The sequence below is a fragment of the Paracoccus sp. DMF genome (assembly GCF_004407025.1).
Taxonomy (GTDB): domain Bacteria; phylum Pseudomonadota; class Alphaproteobacteria; order Rhodobacterales; family Rhodobacteraceae; genus Paracoccus; species Paracoccus aminovorans_B.
The window spans coordinates 15353-30601 of the sequence record NZ_SOKV02000012.1 but is presented as its reverse complement, the minus strand read 5'-3'; the positions used below and the strand labels follow the sequence as shown (position 1 = coordinate 30601).

Genomic DNA, 15249 nt, shown 5'->3' with positions numbered 1-15249 from the left:
TCAGTGCGCGCCCCGCATCATCACCCAGATCAGCAAGCCTACGATGCCGAGGACCATCGCGAAGGCATAGTGGAACAGATAGCCCGACTGCACGCGGACCGCCGCGCGCGTCAGCCTGGGGATCAGCCCCATGGCGACCCCGTTGATCGTGCCGTCGATCACCTCGCCATCGCCCTTCTTCCACAGGAAGCGGCCGATCCACAGCGCGGGACGCACGAAGATGAAATTATAGATCTCGTCGAAATACCACTTGTTGAGCAGGAACCGATACAGCGCCGGCTGCTGCGCCGCCAGACGCTTGGGCAGCGTCGGGTTGACGATATAGAACAGCCAGGCGGTAATCAGGCCCAGAACCATGGCGATGAAGGGCGAGACCTTGACCCAGACCGGGGCGTGGTGCGCCTCGTCCATGATGTGGTTGTCGGGATGCATGTAGACCGCACCGCCGACCGGAGCGGCAACCGCGGCATGCGCCTCGGCTTCGGGGGCAGGTTCGCCCTCGGCGGCCGGCGTATCGGCGGCGACATGCTCGACCGGGGCCTCGGCCGTGGCATGGCCTTCGGCGGCTTCGCCCTCGGCCTCATGCGCGCCGGCGATGTGGAAGAACTCGGTCACCTTGTGGTGGTCGCCGAAGAAGGGACCATACCAGACCATGCCCGAGAAGATCGCACCGATGGCCAGCACGCCCAGGGGGATCGTCATCACCGGCGGGCTTTCATGCGCGTGGTTATGCGCATGATGGTCGCCGCGCGGCTTGCCGTAGAAGGTCAGGAAGATCAGCCGCCAGGAATAGAAGCTGGTGAAGCAGGCGGCGATGACCAGCATGGCGAAGGCATAGCTGCTGCCGGCCCAGGCGCTTTCGATCACCGCGTCCTTGGACAGGTAGCCGGCAAAGCCGATATGGGTCAGCGGAATGCCGACGCCGGTGATGGCGAAGGTGCCGATCATCATCGCCCAGAAGGTCAAGGGAATCTTCTTCCGCAGCCCGCCATAGTTCCGCATGTCCTGCTCGTGATGCATGGCATGGATGACCGAGCCGGCGCCCAGGAACAGCATGGCCTTGAAGAAGGCGTGCGTCAGCAGGTGGAACATGGCCACAGAATAGACGCCCACGCCCGCCGCGACGAACATGTAGCCCAGCTGCGAACAGGTCGAATAGGCGATGACGCGCTTGATGTCGTTCTGCACCAGGCCCACGGTCGCGGCGAAGAAGGCCGTCGTGGCGCCGATGATGACGATGAAGTTCTTGGTGTCCGGCGCGAATTCGTAGAGCGGCGACATGCGGCAGACCAGGAATACCCCGGCGGTCACCATGGTCGCGGCGTGGATCAGGGCCGAGACCGGGGTCGGGCCCTCCATCGCGTCGGGCAGCCAGGTGTGCAGAAAGAGCTGCGCCGACTTGCCCATGGCGCCGACGAACAGCAGGAAGGCCAGCAGGTTCGCGGCATTCCAGTCGCGCCACAGGAAATGCAGATTGGTCTGCGCGATCTCGGGCACCTGGCGGAAGATCTCGTCGAACTGGATCGTGCCGGTCAGCCAGTAAAGCCCGAAGATGCCCAGCAGGAAGCCGAAGTCGCCGACGCGGTTGACGATGAAGGCCTTCATCGCCGCCGCGTTCGCGCTGGCCTTCTTGTAGTAGAAGCCGATCAGCAGATAGGACGCGACGCCCACGCCCTCCCAGCCGAAGAACATCTGCAGCAGGTTGTCGGCGGTCACCAGCATCAGCATGGCGAAGGTGAAGAACGAGAGATAGGCGAAGAAGCGCGCCTTGTAATGCTCGTCATGCGCCCAGTTGTCGTCATGGGCCATGTAGCCCATCGAATACATATGCACGAGCGCCGAGACCGTGTTCACCACGATCAGCATGATCGCGGTCAGCCGGTCCAGCCGGATGCCCCATTCGGCGTGGAAGTCGCCAGTGACGACCCAGTCCAGCACCGGGATGTGCCGTGGCGTGCCGTCGAAGCTGAGGAACAGGTACCAGCTGAGCAGGCAGCACAGGAACAGGATGCCGGTGGTCAGGTATTGCGCGGCCTTCTCGCCGATCAGGCGCCAGCCGAAACCGGCGATCAGCGACCCCAGCAGGGGCGCAAAGAGGACGATCTTTTCCATGCCGCCTTAACCCTTCATCACGTTCACGTCTTCCACCGCGATGGTGCCGCGGTTGCGGAAGAAGACCACCAGGATCGCCAGGCCGATGGCGGCCTCGGCCGCGGCCACGGTCAGCACGAACATGGTGAAGACCTGCCCCGCCAGGTCGCCCAGATGGGTCGAGAAGGCGACGAAATTGATGTTGACCGAAAGCAGGATCAGCTCGATCGACATCAGGATGACGATGACGTTCTTTCGGTTCACGAAGATGCCGAAAATGCCGGTGACGAACAGTATCGCCCCCACGACAAGGTAATGTGTCAATCCGATCATCGTCCTGGTCCCTCCGGGTCGTTCACCCGTTGAATATCCGTTCGCTACTTATGGACCGCACAAGCAGCGGCCCGCATTGGCTGTGGGCAGGGCTTAAAGCCCCTGCCCCGGCTTCACGTCCTTCAGCTCCATCGCCTTGGCCGGGTCGCGCCACATCTGCTCCAGCACGTTCTGGCGCTTGATGTCGCGGCGGTGCCGCATGGTCAGCACGATGGCGCCGATCATCGCGACCAGCAGGATCAGGCCGGCCACCTGGAACATCAGCGCATAGCGGTCATAGAGCACCATGCCCAGGCCCCGCGTGTTCTGCACGCCCTCGACGATCGGCGCGGCGCGCAGCGACTGCGCATGTTCGGATGGCGTCCAGCCCGAGAAGGCGATGCCGAGCTGCGCCAGAAGCACCAGCCCGATCAGCAGCGCCAGCGGCAGGTAGCGCGCCAGTTCGCCCTTGAGCTCGGCGAAATCCACGTCGAGCATCATGACCACGAACAGGAACAGCACCGCCACGGCGCCGACATAGACCACGACCAGCAGCATGGCGACGAATTCCGCGCCCTGCAGCACGAAAAGCCCGGCGGCCGAGAAGAAGGCAAGGATCAGCCACAGCACCGAATGCACCGGGTTGCGGCTGAGCACGACCATGAAGCCCGCGACGCAGGCGCAGATCGCGAACAGGTAGAAAGCGAAGGTCATCATTCCTCGTCCTCCTCGGCATAGACGCTCTGGGCGATCTCGAGCGCCTTCTGCATCGCAGGCAGCCCGCCGAACATGCTCATCTGAAAGATCGTCTCGGCGATCTCGCGTTTCGTGGCGCCGGCCGCCAGCGCCTGGCGGATGGTCATGCGCAGCTGCGGCTCGGCCAGCGCGCCTTGGACCGTAATCGCGCCGATGGTCAGCAGCAGGCGCGTCTTGGCGTCCAGCCCCTCGCGGTTGAAGGTCTTGCCGAACCACATCTCCAGCATGTCCGACGGCATGGTCGGCACCAGCTTTTCCATGGCGCGCATGTCGAAATGTTCCAGCGCCGGATTGAAGGCGCGGGCCATCTCCTGGCCGGAAGCCATCATCTGCGCGAAAAGCTTGGTGAACGCATCGGTCATCGGTAGGGCGCATCCATCTGGAGGTTGCGGGCGATCTCGGCCTCCCAGCGTTCGCCGTTCGCAAGCAGCTTCTGCTTGTCGTAGAACAGCTCCTCGCGGGTCTCGGTGGCGTATTCGAAATTCGGCCCCTCGACGATGGCATCGACCGGGCAGGCCTCCTGGCAGAAGCCGCAATAGATGCATTTCGTCATGTCGATATCGTAGCGCGTGGTCCGGCGCGAGCCGTCCTCGCGCGGTTCGGCGTCGATGGTGATGGCCTGGGCCGGGCAGATCGCCTCGCACAATTTGCAGGCGATGCAGCGTTCCTCGCCGTTCGGATAGCGGCGCAGCGCATGCTCGCCGCGGAAGCGCGGCGACAGCGGGCCCTTCTCATGCGGATAGTTCAGCGTTGGCTTGGGTGACACGAAATAGCGCATGCCCAGGCCGAAGCCCTTGATGAAGTCCCACATCAGGAAATATTTGGTCGCCCGCGCGAAATCGAAGGCCATCAGAAACGCTCCCCTTCCCGCGGCGCCGCGAAACGGTCGAACGCGGCGACATAGTCCCGCACCCGGGCGCTGTCGCGCGCATGTTCCGCGCTGTCGAGATTGTTGGCGAGGAAATGCGCCAATTCCACCTTGTCGGTCTCACTGGCTGCCGCAAGAGCCTCGGCTAGCTTGTTGGAATACATGGCTTATCCTCCGACCGCGAAACGGGCCCAGAAACCGCCCAGCACTTCGTAGCGGGCAAGGATGGCGACCAGGACGACCCAGCCCAGCGACAGGGGCAGGAACACCTTCCAGCCGATCCGCATGAGCTGGTCGTAGCGATAGCGGGGCACGATCGCCTTGACCATGGCGAACATGTAGAACCAGAACCACATCTTGATGACCATCCACCACCAGCCGTCGGCGATGAACGGCACCGGCGACAGCCAGCCGCCGAAGAACAAGAGCGACAGCAGCGCGCACATCAGGTAGATGGCGATATATTCGCCGGCCATGAACAGCAGGTAAGGCGTGGACGAATATTCGACCATGTGGCCGGCGACCAGTTCCGACTCGGCCTCGGCCAGGTCGAAGGGCGGGCGGTTGGTCTCGGCCAGCGCCGAGACGAAGAACAGCACCACCATCGGCAGATGCGGCAGCCAGTACCAGTTCAACAGGCCGTAATCGCCCTTCTGCGCCAGCACGATCTCGGTCAGGTTCATCGAGCCCGAGGAGATGATGATGCCGATGATGATCAGCCCCATCGACACCTCGTAGGAGATCATCTGCGAGGCGGAGCGCAGCGAGGCCAGGAACGGATATTTCGAGTTCGAGGCCCAGCCGCCCATGATCGAGCCATAGACCTCGAGCGAGGAGGCCGCAAAGACGAACAGGATGCCGACGTTGATGTTCGCCATGACCCAGCCCTCGTCGAAGGGGATCACGACAAAGGCGAACAGCGCCAGCATCATCGACAGGAACGGCGCCAGGAAGAAGATGAACTTGTCGGCGCCGGCCGGGATGACGATTTCCTTGACGATGTATTTCAGCGCATCGGCAAAGGTCTGCAGCAGGCCCCAGGGGCCGACGACGTTGGGGCCGCGGCGCATCTGCACCGCCGCCCAGATCTTGCGGTCGCCATAGACCATGAAGATCAGCGAGCCCATGACAAAGGCGATGACCGCCAGACCCTGCAAGAGCAGGCTGAGCGCGAAACCATAGGGCGAGGCCCAGAATTCAGCCATGATCAGTCGTCCCTCTCATCACGCCGCGGGAATGCCGCGCGCCTTGCATTCCTGCAAGGTCTCTTTCGTTGTCATCACCGTCAGGCCCATCGGTTTCTTCTCGGACAAGGTAAAGACCGAGCCGACGATCATCTTGCCATCACGCTTGTCGCTGAGCGTGCGGATGTGGCGGGCATAGGGTGTCCCTTTCGATTCCGCCCAACTGGCCAGCGCGCATGTGGCATAGGCGAAGGCGGTATCGGCGTCCACCCCACCCCGCAGGTTCGCGCTGACTTCGACCAGGCTGTCGGCGCCCTTGCGCGAATTCGCGAGGCCGGTGATGCGCGCGCCCAGGAAGTCCTTGGGCTCGGCTTCGAAGCTTTTCGGCAGGTTCAGCCGCATCGGCTGGGTGCGGGCGGCGAAATCGGCCAGCGCCTTTTCTTGCGCCGTCGGCGTGCGCTTCTTCACCGGACCCAGATTCGGCATGCCCGACAGGTCCAGGTCCAGGTTGGCGTTCAGCGCCAGCAGGTCGGCCTCGGTCACGGCGAAGGCGTCGCGGCCCGCAGCGCTGTCCAGCTGCATCTCGCTGACCGAGCCGTCGGGCTCCAGGATCAGGATATCGCCGGATTTGGTCGAGATGCGGCCGCGCGACAGCACCTTCTTGTCGGGCGCGCCGGCATCGCTTTGCAGCACGCTGACCGCCAGTTCGGCGGGCTTCGGCTGCGGCCGCGAAGCGCGCGCGGTCTCGTCGCCGCAGCCGGCGAGCAGGGCCGAGGCTCCCAGTCCGATCAGAAGGGCAAGACGAGGCCGCATGCTGTTCACTCCGCTGCCAGGGCGGGCGCCTTGCGCGCCGCCGCCATCGCCGAAAGCTCGCCCATCAGCGGCGAGGAGCGCGCGATGGGGTTGGTCAGGTAGAAATCCTTGACGGCATAGCGGAAGGCGGCCCGGCCCATGTCGAGCCGTTCCAGCGGCTGCCATGCGTTTTCCGGCACCTGGTCGATCTGCGCCAGATGCGGCACCGCCTCGACCAGCTGGCGGCGCAGGCCGGCCAGGCTGTCCCAGGGCTGGGTCTTGCCCAGTTCGGCCGAAAGCGCGCGCAGGATCGCCCAGTTCTCCTTGCCCTCGCCCGGCGCGAAATTCGCGCGCATGGCCAGTTGCGGCCGGCCCTCGGTGTTGACGAACAGCCCGCTTTCCTCGGTGTAGCAGGCGCCGGGCAGGATGATATCGGCGCGATGCGCGCCGCGGTCGCCGTGGCTGCCCTGATAGATCACCACCGGGCCGGGGGCGACATCGACCTCGTCGGCGCCGAGGTTATAGACCACCTCCGCGCCCTCGATGGCGGCAAGCAGGCCGCCCTCGGTCACCGCGCCCACGTCCATGGCGCCGACGCGGCTGGCGGCGCTGTGCAGCACCAGCAGCTTGCAGTCGCCCAGCTCGCAGATGCGCATGGCATTGGCCAGAACCGCCTCGCCATCCGCCTCGCGCAGCGCGCCCTGGCCGACGATGACGATGCCGGGCAGCTCGGTGCCCTCGGAGATCTTGGGATCGGCGACCAGCGCCGACAGCGCCGCCCGGTCACTGCCGAGGTGGTGGTAGTCATAGGTCAGGTCCACCCCCTCGCCCAGCAGCGCAACCTGCGCGCCATGCGCCCAGGCCTTGCGGATGCGGGCGTTCAGCACCGGCGCCTCGTCGCGCGGGTTGGTGCCGATCAGCAGGATGCGCTTGGCGCTGTCGATGTTCTCGATCCGCGCCGTGCCGACATAGGCCGAGCGGTTGCCGGCCGGCAGCCGCGCGCCATCGGTGCGGCATTCCACCTTGCCGCCCAGGCCCTCGACCAGCTGCTTGAGGCTGAAGGCCGCCTCGGTCGGAACCAGGTCGCCGATCAACCCGGCCACCTTCTTGCCCTGCATCGCACGGGCGGCGGCCTCCAGCGCCTCGGGCCAGGAGGCCGGGCGCAGCTTGCCGTTCTCGCGGATATAGGGCCGGTCCAGGCGCTGGCGGCGCAGCCCGTCCCAGACGAACCGGGTCTTGTCGCTGATCCATTCCTCGTTCACGCCGTCATGGTTGCGCGGCAGGATGCGCATGACCTCGCGGCCCTTGGTATCGACGCGGATATTGCTGCCCAGAGCGTCCATCACGTCGATGGATTCGGTCTTGGTCAGTTCCCAGGGCCGGGCGGTGAAGGCATAGGGTTTCGACACCAGCGCACCGACCGGGCACAGGTCGATGATATTGCCCTGCAGGTTCGAGGCCAGCGTCTCGTTCAGATAGCTGGTGATCTCGCTGTCCTCGCCGCGGCCGGTCTGGCCCATCTGGGTGATGCCGGCGACCTCGGTGGTGAAGCGCACGCAGCGGGTGCAGGAGATGCAGCGCGTCATGTGGGTTTCGACCAGCGGGCCCAGGTTCAGGTCCTCGCTGGCGCGCTTCGGCTCGCGGTAGCGGCTGAAATCGACGCCATAGGCCACGGCCTGGTCCTGCAGGTCGCATTCGCCGCCCTGGTCGCAGATCGGGCAGTCCAGCGGGTGGTTGATGAGCAGGAACTCCATCACCCCCTCGCGGGCCTTCTTGACCATGGGGCTGTTGGTCTTGATCTCGGTCGGCGCGCCATCCGGGCCGGGGCGCAGGTCCTTGACCTGCATGGCGCAGGAGGCGGCGGGCTTGGGCGGGCCGCCCACGACCTCGACCAGGCACATGCGGCAGTTGCCGGCGATGGACAGCCGCTCGTGATAGCAGAAGCGCGGCACCTCGATCCCGGCCTGTTCGCAGGCCTGGATCAGGGTCAGGTTCGGATCGACCTCGATCACAACATCGTCGATCTTGATCTTGCGAAGATCTGCCATCTTTCGTCTTCCCTCATGCCCCGCGGCGGCCGGCGGCCGATGCGGGTTTCAAATGCTGGCCCAAGGCTGGCCCGGTTTCGTGCGCCGTCATTCCTGCACCCTCACGAAGGCGCGGGGATAGATGATCGGCACCAATCTGTCGCTTTCGCCGTCGCGCCGGACCAGGACGCTGCCGGTATCCTGGCCGGGCTGAAAGGTCACGGTCGCCCGGATCGCGCCGGCGGTATTATAGGGCAGCGTCCGGTTCAGGTCGGTGGTGTAGCGGCTGCCGTCGGGGCGCGAGCACAGGATCACCGCCTGGTCGGCATTGCCGGTGATGCGCAGAAGCGGCGCCCCGGTGATCCCGCGCGACAGCTTGGTGCGCACGCCCGGCCCGGTCGCGTCGCAGGTCAGGTCGCCCGGCGCGAAGATCGAGAATTGCAGATAGAATTTTTGCGCCGTCGGCTCCCAGCCCTGCGAGGGCTCGCCGGCCATCGCATCGGCGGCGATCATCGAGGCCGCGGCCGCCGCCATCAGTCCCAGGCCGATCCAGTTCAACCACTTTCTCATTTCGCCACCAGAAGGCTGCCGATGATGGTCTTGTTCGCGATCTCCTGCCGGCCGATGGCGCAGAAGCTTTGCGGGTCGCCCGGTTTGGCGCCCTTGCGCTTCAGATAGTCCTCGGCCACGGCATAGATGCGGGTCTTGTCGTCCTTGCTGTCCAGGAAGGCATCGATCTGGGCGTTGGAATAACCCTTGTTGCGGGCATAGCTCTTGAGCTTGCGCGCCTCGCCATAGGCGTAAAGGATGCGCCCGTCGATGCTTGGGCAGGTGCGGCGGATGCGGTCGGCGATGCGCGCCGCGATCAGCCGGTCGTTGATGTATTTTTCCTTGGAGAGCGATTCCAGCGCGGCGGCGGGCGTCGCCAGCAGCGCCCCGATCAGGGCAAGCGGCAGAAGTTTCATGGCTTTGGCCTTTCCGTCATGACACCCGGTCATAACACGGCCGCGCCCCATGGGTTCGACACCTTGTCTTGAGCGCCGCCCGGACGTGCGGCCGCGATCCCCCCGGGGGGTCCGCCCTGCCGCGCTGTGCCGGACCTGCGCCATGCGCCTTACTCCGCCGCCATGGCGCCCATGCGCCCGGTGCGTTTCGCCTTGATGCGGTCCTCGATCTCTTCGCGGAAATTGCGGATCAGGCCCTGGATCGGCCAGGCGGCCGCGTCGCCCAAGGCGCAGATGGTGTGGCCTTCGACCTGCTTGGTCACGTCGAAGAGCATGTCGATTTCCTCGACCTCGGCCTCGCCGCGCACCAGCCGGTCCATGACCCGCATCATCCAGCCGGTGCCTTCGCGGCAGGGCGTGCACTGGCCGCAGCTCTCATGCTTGAAGAAGGCCGAGAGCCGCCAGATCGCCTTGATGATGTCGGTGGACTGGTCCATGACGATCATGCAGGCGGTCCCGAAGGACGAGCGCAGCTCGCGCATGCCGTCATAGTCCATGATGGCGTTTTCGCACTGCTCTGCCGTCAGCACCGGGCAGGAGGCGCCGCCGGGGATCACCGCCTTGAGGTTCTTCCAGCCGCCGCGCACGCCGCCGCCATGCTTCTCGATCAGCTCGCGCATCGGGATCGACATGGCCTCTTCGACCACGCAGGGGGTGTTGATGTGGCCGGTCATGCCAAAGAGCTTGACCCCTGCATTGTTCGGCCGGCCGAAGCCCGCGAACCACTCGGCGCCGCGGCGCAGGATGGTCGGGACCACGGCGATCGACTCGACGTTGTTCACCGTGGTCGGGCAGCCGTAAAGACCCGCGCCGGCCGGGAACGGCGGCTTCATCCGGGGCATGCCCTTCTTGCCTTCCAGGCTTTCCAGCAGCGCGGTTTCCTCGCCGCAGATATAGGCGCCGGCGCCGTGGTGCAGGTAAAGGTCGAAGTCCCAGCCCGAGCCCGCCGCATTGCGACCCAGCAGCCCGGCGTCATAGCATTCGTCGATGGCGGCCTGCAGCGCCTCGCGTTCGCGGATGAACTCGCCGCGGATGTAGATATAGGCGGCATGGGCGCCCATGGCGAAGCTGGCGATCAGCGCGCCCTCGATCAGCGTATGCGGATCGTGGCGCATGATCTCGCGGTCCTTGCAGGTCGCGGGCTCGGATTCGTCGGCGTTGATGACCAGATAGGACGGGCGGCCATCGGATTCCTTGGGCATGAAGGACCATTTCATGCCGGTCGGGAAGCCGGCGCCGCCGCGCCCGCGCAGGCCCGAGGCCTTCATCTCGTTCACGATGCCGTCGCGGCCCTTGGCGATGATCGCGGCGGTGCCGTCCCAGCAGCCGCGCTTCTTCGCGCCGGCCAGGCTGCGGTCGCCCATGCCGTAGATATTGGTAAAGATCCGGTCCTGATCGTTCAGCATCGTCTTATCCTTGTCCCTGCGACAGCGCCTTGCGCCGCCGCCAGATCCGAAAGGTCACCATCAGCGACCAGATCAAGGCCCCAATCGCCATCAGATCGGCGAGAAAGGCATATTTCGCGGGCCAGCCCTGCTGGCCCCCCAACCATTGCAGCCCGAGCCATGCCACCATGGTCAGGGCGATCACCACCGCGACCAGGCGCATCTGCCGGGCGTCCGCCGCCGCGGCCATCGCCGCCTGCGCCGGGTCCTGTTTCACCGGGCGGGCCATCAGCCCGGCTCGCCCTTGTCGACGCGGCGGGAATGCTCAGTCTCGCCGCCCGCCGCCAATACCTTTGCCTGACCGACCCAGTCGTCGGCCTCGATCCGGCTGCCCATGCGCCCCATGCGCTGGACGAAATCCGCGACCGCCGCCGCGTCCCAGCCGGCGATCTGGTCATAGCGCGTCACGCCATTGGCGTTCAGCCAGTCCGAGATCTTGGGCCCGATGCCCTTGATCCGGCGTAGGTCGTCCACGGCATCCCCGGCCCGCAGCGGCATCTGCACCGGCGCCGGGGTCTCGGGCAGGCTGGCCGAGACCAGCAGCGCCTCGGGCTGGCTTTCGGCTTGGCGCCGGCGCCAATCCTCGGGCGGCTTGGCCTCCAGCGGCGGCACCGGCAGCGGCATGTCGTGGCAGACCAGCCAGACCATCAGCGACCCGAACAGCATGAAGGTCACGAAGCCCAGGAACAGCCCGCCCAGCCAGTTCAGCTCGCCCAGACCCGAGACGAACAGTAAGACCACGGTCCCGGCGATGGCCGCCGAGATCCAGCAGTTCCTGTTGCACTCTGCCCGTTCCATGGCGATCCGAACTCTTTACCCCTGGGATTAAGCCTGCTTTTCCGCGGCAAGCCAAGGCGTGGTGATCGGAACCTCGGTCCCGTCAATACGCTTGATCGTGTCGCGGATCTGCACCGCGCGCGCGACGCTGCCGTTATACTGCTCGCCGCCCTTCAACCCGGCCAGCGCGGTCGGCCCCCCCAGCGCCTCGGCCGAGAAGCGGCCGTTCTGCGGCCCGGGCAGCGGCACCTCGCCGGCGGCGAAGCTGTCGATCAGCGCCGAAAGCTTCTCGACCGTCAGGTCCTCGTAGAAATCCTTGCCGATCTGGACCATGGGCGCATTGGTGCAGGCGCCCAGGCATTCGACCTCTTCCCAGCTGAAGCGGCCGTCGGCCGAGACCTCATGCGCATGCGGCGCGATCTTTTCCTTGCAGAGGCGGATCAGGTCCTCGGCGCCGCAGATCATGCAGGTCGTGGTGCCGCAGATCTGGATATGCGCCACGCTGCCGACGGGTTGCAGCTGGAACATGAAGTAGAAGGTCGCGACCTCGAGCACGCGGATATAGGGCATGCCCAGCAGGTTGCCGACATATTCGATGGCCGGCCGGCTCAGCCAGCCCTCCTGCTCCTGCGCCCGCCACAGGATCGGGATCACCGCCGATTGCTGGCGCCCTTCCGGGTATTTGGTCATCTGGGCGCGGGCCCATGCCAGGTTGGCCGCGGTGAATTCGAACGATTCAGGCTGGATGGGGGACAGACGGCGCAGCATCAGCGGTCAACCTCTCCGAAAACGATATCAAGGGTGGCGATGATGGCCGGAACGTCGGCCAGCATGTGACCCTTGGACATCCAGTCGATGGATTGCAGATGCGTGAAGCCCGGTGCCCGCAGCTTGGCGCGCCACGGCTTGTTGGTGCCGTCCGCGACCATGTAGACGCCGAATTCGCCCTTGGGCGCCTCGACGGCGGCATAGACCTCGCCGGCCGGGACGTGGAAACCCTCGGTGTAGAGCTTGAAGTGATGGATCAGGCTTTCCATGTCGCGCTTCATGTCGGCGCGCCTGGGCGGCGTCAATTTGCCGCGCGCCAGCACGTCGCCGGCGGGCTCGGCGCGCAGCTTCTGGATCGCCTGCTTCATGATCCTGGTCGACTCGCGCATCTCCTGCATGCGGCAGAGATAGCGGTCATAGCAGTCGCCATTGGTGCCGACGGGGATCTGGAAGTCGAATTCGTTATAGCACTCATAGGGTTGCGCGCGGCGCAAGTCCCAAGCCAGACCCGAGCCGCGCACCATGACGCCGGTATAGCCCCAGTTCAGCGCGTCTTCCTCGGTCACGACGCCGATGCCGACCAGGCGCTGCTTGAAGATGCGGTTTTCGGTCAGCAGCGTGTCGAGGTCGTCGACGAGCCGCGGGAAGCGCTCGCACCATTCCTCGATGTCGTCCAAGAGGTCGGGCGGCAGGTCCTGGTGCACCCCGCCCGGGCGGAAATAGGCGGCGTGCAGCCGCGCCCCGCAGGCACGTTCGTAGAAGATCATCAGCTCTTCGCGCGCCTCGAAACCCCAGAGCGGCGGGGTCAGCGCGCCCACGTCCATGGCGCCGGTGGTCAGGCCCATCAGGTGGTTCAGGATGCGGCCGATTTCGGAATAGAGCACGCGGATCAGGCTGGCCCGGCGCGGAATCGTGGTGCCGGTCAGCCGCTCGATCGCCAGGCACCAGGCATGTTCCTGGTTCATCGGCGCGACGTAATCCAGCCGGTCGAGATAGGGCAGGTTCTGCAGATAGGTCCGGCTTTCCATCAGCTTCTCGGTGCCGCGATGCAGCAAGCCGATATGCGGGTCGGCGCGTTCGACGATCTCGCCGTCCAGCTCCAGCACCATGCGCAGCACGCCGTGCGCGGCCGGGTGCTGCGGGCCGAAGTTGATGTTGAAGTTGCGGATGCTCTGCTCGCCGGTCAGGGCGTCGACCGAGCCGTCGTCATAGCTGTTCTTGCGGATGTCGCCGTCCATGGTCATCCCTCCAGCCCGGTCGTGGCGCGCTTGGCGGCCAGCCGGTCGTTGAATTTCGCCGTCTGGATCAGCGCGCGGCGGTGCCGTCCTGCGCCGATCCGGTCGATGCCGTCATGCGCCTCGACCCGGAACCAGATGAAGCGGCCGTCGATCTCTTCGATCTCGGTCTCGACCGTCACCACCTGCCCAGGCACGGTCGGCGCGGTATGGTCCACGTCGACATGCACGCCCAGCGAATCCTCGCCCGGCTCGTAATGCGGGCGCAGCTGCTCGACGCAGGCCCATTCCATCAGCCCGATCATCTTGGCGGTGGCAAAGACCGCCGGCATCTCGGGGAAGGCGCCGCGGTCCGCGAACAGCGCGCGCACGGTATCCTGCCCCTGCACCGCCATGCTGAAGCGGGCGCGGTCGCCGGGTTTCAGTCCGGGCTTCACTTCTTGGCCTCCGGCGCCTTCTCGTCGCCGGGCAGCACGTATTTCGCGCCCTCCCACGGCGAAAGGAAGTCGAACTGGCGGTATTCCTGGACCAGCGCCACCGGCTCATAGACCACGCGCTTCTCGACGTCGTTCCAGCGCACCTCGGTATAGCCGGTGGTGGGGAAGTCCTTGCGCAGCGGGTGGCCGCGGAAGCCATAGTCGGTCAGGATGCGGCGCAGGTCCGGGTGGCCCGAGAACAGGATCCCGAACATGTCGAAGACCTCGCGCTCATACCAGTTGGCGCCGGGGAAGATGCCGATCAGGCTGGGCACCAGTTCGTCCTCGCGCACGTTGACCTTCACCCGGATGCGCTGGTTGCGATACATCGACAGCAGGTGATAGACCATGTCGAAGCGCGCCGGGCGGGCCGGATGGTCCACGGCGGTGATGTCGATCAGCGTCGCGAAGCGGCAGTTCGCGTCGCTGCGCAGGAATTCGATCAGCCCGGTCAGGCCGGTCAGCGTCGCGGTCAGCGTCAGCTCGCCAAAGGCCACCTCGGTCGCCACCAGATCGCTTTCGCGGCGCAGGGTGATGTGTTCGGCCAGTTCCAGCAGGGATTCGTCGGACATGGCCTTACCTCACCAGCGTGCCGGTGCGCCGGATGCGGCGCTGAAGTTGCAGGATGCCGTAAAGCAGCGCCTCGGCCGTGGGCGGGCAGCCCGGGACATAGATGTCCACCGGCACGATGCGGTCGCAGCCGCGCACCACGGAATAGGAATAGTGGTAATAGCCGCCGCCATTGGCGCAGCTGCCCATCGAGATGACATAACGCGGCTCGGGCATCTGGTCATAGACCTTGCGCAGCGCCGGGGCCATCTTGTTGGTCAGCGTGCCGGCGACGATCATCAGGTCCGACTGGCGCGGCGAGGCGCGCGGTGCGGTGCCGAAGCGTTCCAGGTCATAGCGCGGCATCGAGGTCTGCATCATCTCGACCGCGCAGCAGGCGAGGCCGAAGGTCATCCAGTGCAACGAGCCGTTGCGGGCCCAGTTGATGATGTCCTCGGTCGTGGTCAGCAGGAAGCCCTTGTCCTGCAGCTCGCGGTTCAGCTCGGCCGTGGCGAATTCGCGGTCGGGGCCGGCGGTGTTCAATCCGGTCATCACGCCCATTCCAGCGCCCCCTTCTTCCATTCATAGGCAAAGCCAACCGTCAGCACGCCCAGGAACAGGATCATGCCCCAGAAGGCCACGTCCGTCAGCCCGGCGAAGCTGACCGCCCAGGGGAACAGGAAGGCCACTTCCAGGTCGAAGATGATGAACAGGATCGACACCAGATAGAAGCGCACGTCGAACTTCATCCGCGCGTCGTCGAAGGCGTTGAAGCCGCATTCATAGGCGCTGACCTTTTCCGGGTCCGGGTTGCGGACGGCCACGATCACGGCGGCCAGAATCAGCACGATGGCCAGAGCCGAGGCCATCCCCAGAAAGACCAGGATGGGCAGGTATTCTTGCAGCAGGTATTCCACTGGGTTGGGCTCCCTTTCGCTCGCAGGAACCCGACTGGCGCCCCGCGA

20 protein-coding genes are annotated in these 15249 nt (G+C 65.6%); all 20 read right to left on the bottom strand.

Annotated features, from left to right (window positions below; genetic code table 11):
• A complete protein-coding gene (gene nuoL, locus E3D03_RS09120; protein WP_263566695.1) occupies positions 1 to 2112 on the bottom strand; it encodes an NADH-quinone oxidoreductase subunit L in 2112 nt (703 codons plus the stop codon).
• 6 nt (positions 2113 to 2118) lie between these two features.
• A complete protein-coding gene (nuoK, locus tag E3D03_RS09115) occupies positions 2119 to 2424 on the bottom strand; it encodes an NADH-quinone oxidoreductase subunit NuoK (RefSeq protein WP_018000823.1) in 306 nt (101 codons plus the stop codon).
• Positions 2425 to 2517: 93 nt separating this feature from the next.
• Positions 2518 to 3120 carry an NADH-quinone oxidoreductase subunit J gene (locus E3D03_RS09110; protein ID WP_263566694.1) on the bottom strand — a complete coding sequence of 201 codons (603 nt, stop codon included), beginning with the start codon at positions 3118 to 3120 and terminating at the stop codon, positions 2518 to 2520.
• Positions 3117 to 3521, bottom strand: coding sequence for a carboxymuconolactone decarboxylase family protein (locus E3D03_RS09105; RefSeq protein ID WP_018000821.1), 405 nt, complete (start codon positions 3519 to 3521; stop codon positions 3117 to 3119). Before E3D03_RS09105 ends, E3D03_RS09110 begins: the two co-directional genes overlap by 4 nt.
• Complete coding sequence (nuoI, locus tag E3D03_RS09100) at positions 3518 to 4009, bottom strand: NADH-quinone oxidoreductase subunit NuoI (RefSeq protein ID WP_018000820.1); 492 nt, start codon at positions 4007 to 4009, stop codon at positions 3518 to 3520. The genes E3D03_RS09105 and nuoI overlap by 4 nt, the downstream gene beginning before the upstream one ends.
• The gene (locus E3D03_RS09095) at positions 4009 to 4191 is read right to left on the bottom strand and encodes a hypothetical protein (protein ID WP_263566693.1); all 183 of its coding nucleotides are present in this window, start codon (positions 4189 to 4191) and stop codon (positions 4009 to 4011) included. The genes nuoI and E3D03_RS09095 overlap by 1 nt, the downstream gene beginning before the upstream one ends.
• Before the next feature lie 3 nt (positions 4192 to 4194).
• Positions 4195 to 5232: an NADH-quinone oxidoreductase subunit NuoH gene (gene nuoH / locus E3D03_RS09090; RefSeq protein WP_263566692.1), complete on the bottom strand. Its 1038-nt coding sequence runs from the start codon at positions 5230 to 5232 to the stop codon at positions 4195 to 4197.
• 18 nt (positions 5233 to 5250) lie between these two features.
• Entirely contained in the window at positions 5251 to 6024 is a 774-nt protein-coding gene (locus E3D03_RS09085; protein ID WP_263566691.1) for a hypothetical protein, read from the bottom strand.
• Between the two features lie 5 nt (positions 6025 to 6029).
• The gene (nuoG, locus tag E3D03_RS09080; protein ID WP_263566690.1) at positions 6030 to 8051 is read right to left on the bottom strand and encodes an NADH-quinone oxidoreductase subunit NuoG; all 2022 of its coding nucleotides are present in this window, start codon (positions 8049 to 8051) and stop codon (positions 6030 to 6032) included.
• Between the two features lie 87 nt (positions 8052 to 8138).
• On the bottom strand, positions 8139 to 8588 hold the full coding sequence (locus E3D03_RS09075; RefSeq protein ID WP_263566689.1) for a hypothetical protein: 450 nt from the start codon (positions 8586 to 8588) through the stop codon (positions 8139 to 8141).
• An 8-nt stretch (positions 8589 to 8596) separates the two neighbouring features.
• A complete protein-coding gene (locus tag E3D03_RS09070) occupies positions 8597 to 8995 on the bottom strand; it encodes a DUF5333 domain-containing protein (protein ID WP_263566688.1) in 399 nt (132 codons plus the stop codon).
• 149 nt (positions 8996 to 9144) lie between these two features.
• Entirely contained in the window at positions 9145 to 10440 is a 1296-nt protein-coding gene (gene nuoF / locus E3D03_RS09065) for an NADH-quinone oxidoreductase subunit NuoF (protein ID WP_062562601.1), read from the bottom strand.
• 4 nt (positions 10441 to 10444) lie between these two features.
• The gene (locus E3D03_RS09060; RefSeq protein WP_018000812.1) at positions 10445 to 10708 is read right to left on the bottom strand and encodes a DUF5337 domain-containing protein; all 264 of its coding nucleotides are present in this window, start codon (positions 10706 to 10708) and stop codon (positions 10445 to 10447) included.
• Entirely contained in the window at positions 10708 to 11277 is a 570-nt protein-coding gene (locus tag E3D03_RS09055) for a hypothetical protein (RefSeq protein WP_263566687.1), read from the bottom strand. Before E3D03_RS09055 ends, E3D03_RS09060 begins: the two co-directional genes overlap by 1 nt.
• Positions 11278 to 11304: 27 nt before the next feature.
• A complete protein-coding gene (gene nuoE, locus E3D03_RS09050; RefSeq protein ID WP_411969811.1) occupies positions 11305 to 12024 on the bottom strand; it encodes an NADH-quinone oxidoreductase subunit NuoE in 720 nt (239 codons plus the stop codon).
• Positions 12024 to 13262 (bottom strand): NADH-quinone oxidoreductase subunit D, encoded by a 1239-nt coding sequence (locus tag E3D03_RS09045; protein WP_026155505.1) that lies wholly within the window; start codon positions 13260 to 13262, stop codon positions 12024 to 12026. Before E3D03_RS09045 ends, nuoE begins: the two co-directional genes overlap by 1 nt.
• Positions 13263 to 13264: 2 nt before the next feature.
• On the bottom strand, positions 13265 to 13696 hold the full coding sequence (locus tag E3D03_RS09040; RefSeq protein ID WP_263566686.1) for a thioesterase family protein: 432 nt from the start codon (positions 13694 to 13696) through the stop codon (positions 13265 to 13267).
• Positions 13693 to 14307, bottom strand: coding sequence for an NADH-quinone oxidoreductase subunit C (locus E3D03_RS09035; RefSeq protein ID WP_263566685.1), 615 nt, complete (start codon positions 14305 to 14307; stop codon positions 13693 to 13695). The genes E3D03_RS09040 and E3D03_RS09035 overlap by 4 nt, the downstream gene beginning before the upstream one ends.
• A gap of 4 nt (positions 14308 to 14311) precedes the next feature.
• Entirely contained in the window at positions 14312 to 14836 is a 525-nt protein-coding gene (locus E3D03_RS09030) for a NuoB/complex I 20 kDa subunit family protein (RefSeq protein ID WP_026155504.1), read from the bottom strand.
• The gene (locus E3D03_RS09025) at positions 14836 to 15201 is read right to left on the bottom strand and encodes an NADH-quinone oxidoreductase subunit A (RefSeq protein ID WP_018000806.1); all 366 of its coding nucleotides are present in this window, start codon (positions 15199 to 15201) and stop codon (positions 14836 to 14838) included. The genes E3D03_RS09030 and E3D03_RS09025 overlap by 1 nt, the downstream gene beginning before the upstream one ends.
• Positions 15202 to 15249: the final 48 nt, after the last annotated feature.

Bases quoted from the DNA above. Each gene is read 5' to 3' on its own strand.
- E3D03_RS09030 (WP_026155504.1), bottom strand. From the start codon at position 14,836: ATGACCGGATTGAACACCGCCGGCCCCGACCGCGAATTCGCCACGGCC.
- nuoF (WP_062562601.1), bottom strand. From the start codon at position 10,440: ATGCTGAACGATCAGGACCGGATCTTTACCAATATCTACGGCATGGGC.
- E3D03_RS09095 (WP_263566693.1), bottom strand. From the start codon at position 4,191: ATGTATTCCAACAAGCTAGCCGAGGCTCTTGCGGCAGCCAGTGAGACC.
- E3D03_RS09105 (WP_018000821.1), bottom strand. From the start codon at position 3,521: ATGACCGATGCGTTCACCAAGCTTTTCGCGCAGATGATGGCTTCCGGC.
- nuoG (WP_263566690.1), bottom strand. From the start codon at position 8,051: ATGGCAGATCTTCGCAAGATCAAGATCGACGATGTTGTGATCGAGGTC.
- nuoH (WP_263566692.1), bottom strand. From the start codon at position 5,232: ATGGCTGAATTCTGGGCCTCGCCCTATGGTTTCGCGCTCAGCCTGCTC.
- E3D03_RS09045 (WP_026155505.1), bottom strand. From the start codon at position 13,262: ATGGACGGCGACATCCGCAAGAACAGCTATGACGACGGCTCGGTCGAC.
- E3D03_RS09060 (WP_018000812.1), bottom strand. From the start codon at position 10,708: ATGGCCCGCCCGGTGAAACAGGACCCGGCGCAGGCGGCGATGGCCGCG.
- E3D03_RS09085 (WP_263566691.1), bottom strand. From the start codon at position 6,024: ATGCGGCCTCGTCTTGCCCTTCTGATCGGACTGGGAGCCTCGGCCCTG.
- E3D03_RS09055 (WP_263566687.1), bottom strand. From the start codon at position 11,277: ATGGAACGGGCAGAGTGCAACAGGAACTGCTGGATCTCGGCGGCCATC.
- nuoI (WP_018000820.1), bottom strand. From the start codon at position 4,009: ATGGCCTTCGATTTCGCGCGGGCGACCAAATATTTCCTGATGTGGGAC.
- nuoL (WP_263566695.1), bottom strand. From the start codon at position 2,112: ATGGAAAAGATCGTCCTCTTTGCGCCCCTGCTGGGGTCGCTGATCGCC.
- E3D03_RS09035 (WP_263566685.1), bottom strand. From the start codon at position 14,307: ATGTCCGACGAATCCCTGCTGGAACTGGCCGAACACATCACCCTGCGC.
- E3D03_RS09110 (WP_263566694.1), bottom strand. From the start codon at position 3,120: ATGATGACCTTCGCTTTCTACCTGTTCGCGATCTGCGCCTGCGTCGCG.
- nuoK (WP_018000823.1), bottom strand. From the start codon at position 2,424: ATGATCGGATTGACACATTACCTTGTCGTGGGGGCGATACTGTTCGTC.
- E3D03_RS09070 (WP_263566688.1), bottom strand. From the start codon at position 8,995: ATGAAACTTCTGCCGCTTGCCCTGATCGGGGCGCTGCTGGCGACGCCC.
- nuoE (WP_411969811.1), bottom strand. From the start codon at position 12,024: ATGCTGCGCCGTCTGTCCCCCATCCAGCCTGAATCGTTCGAATTCACC.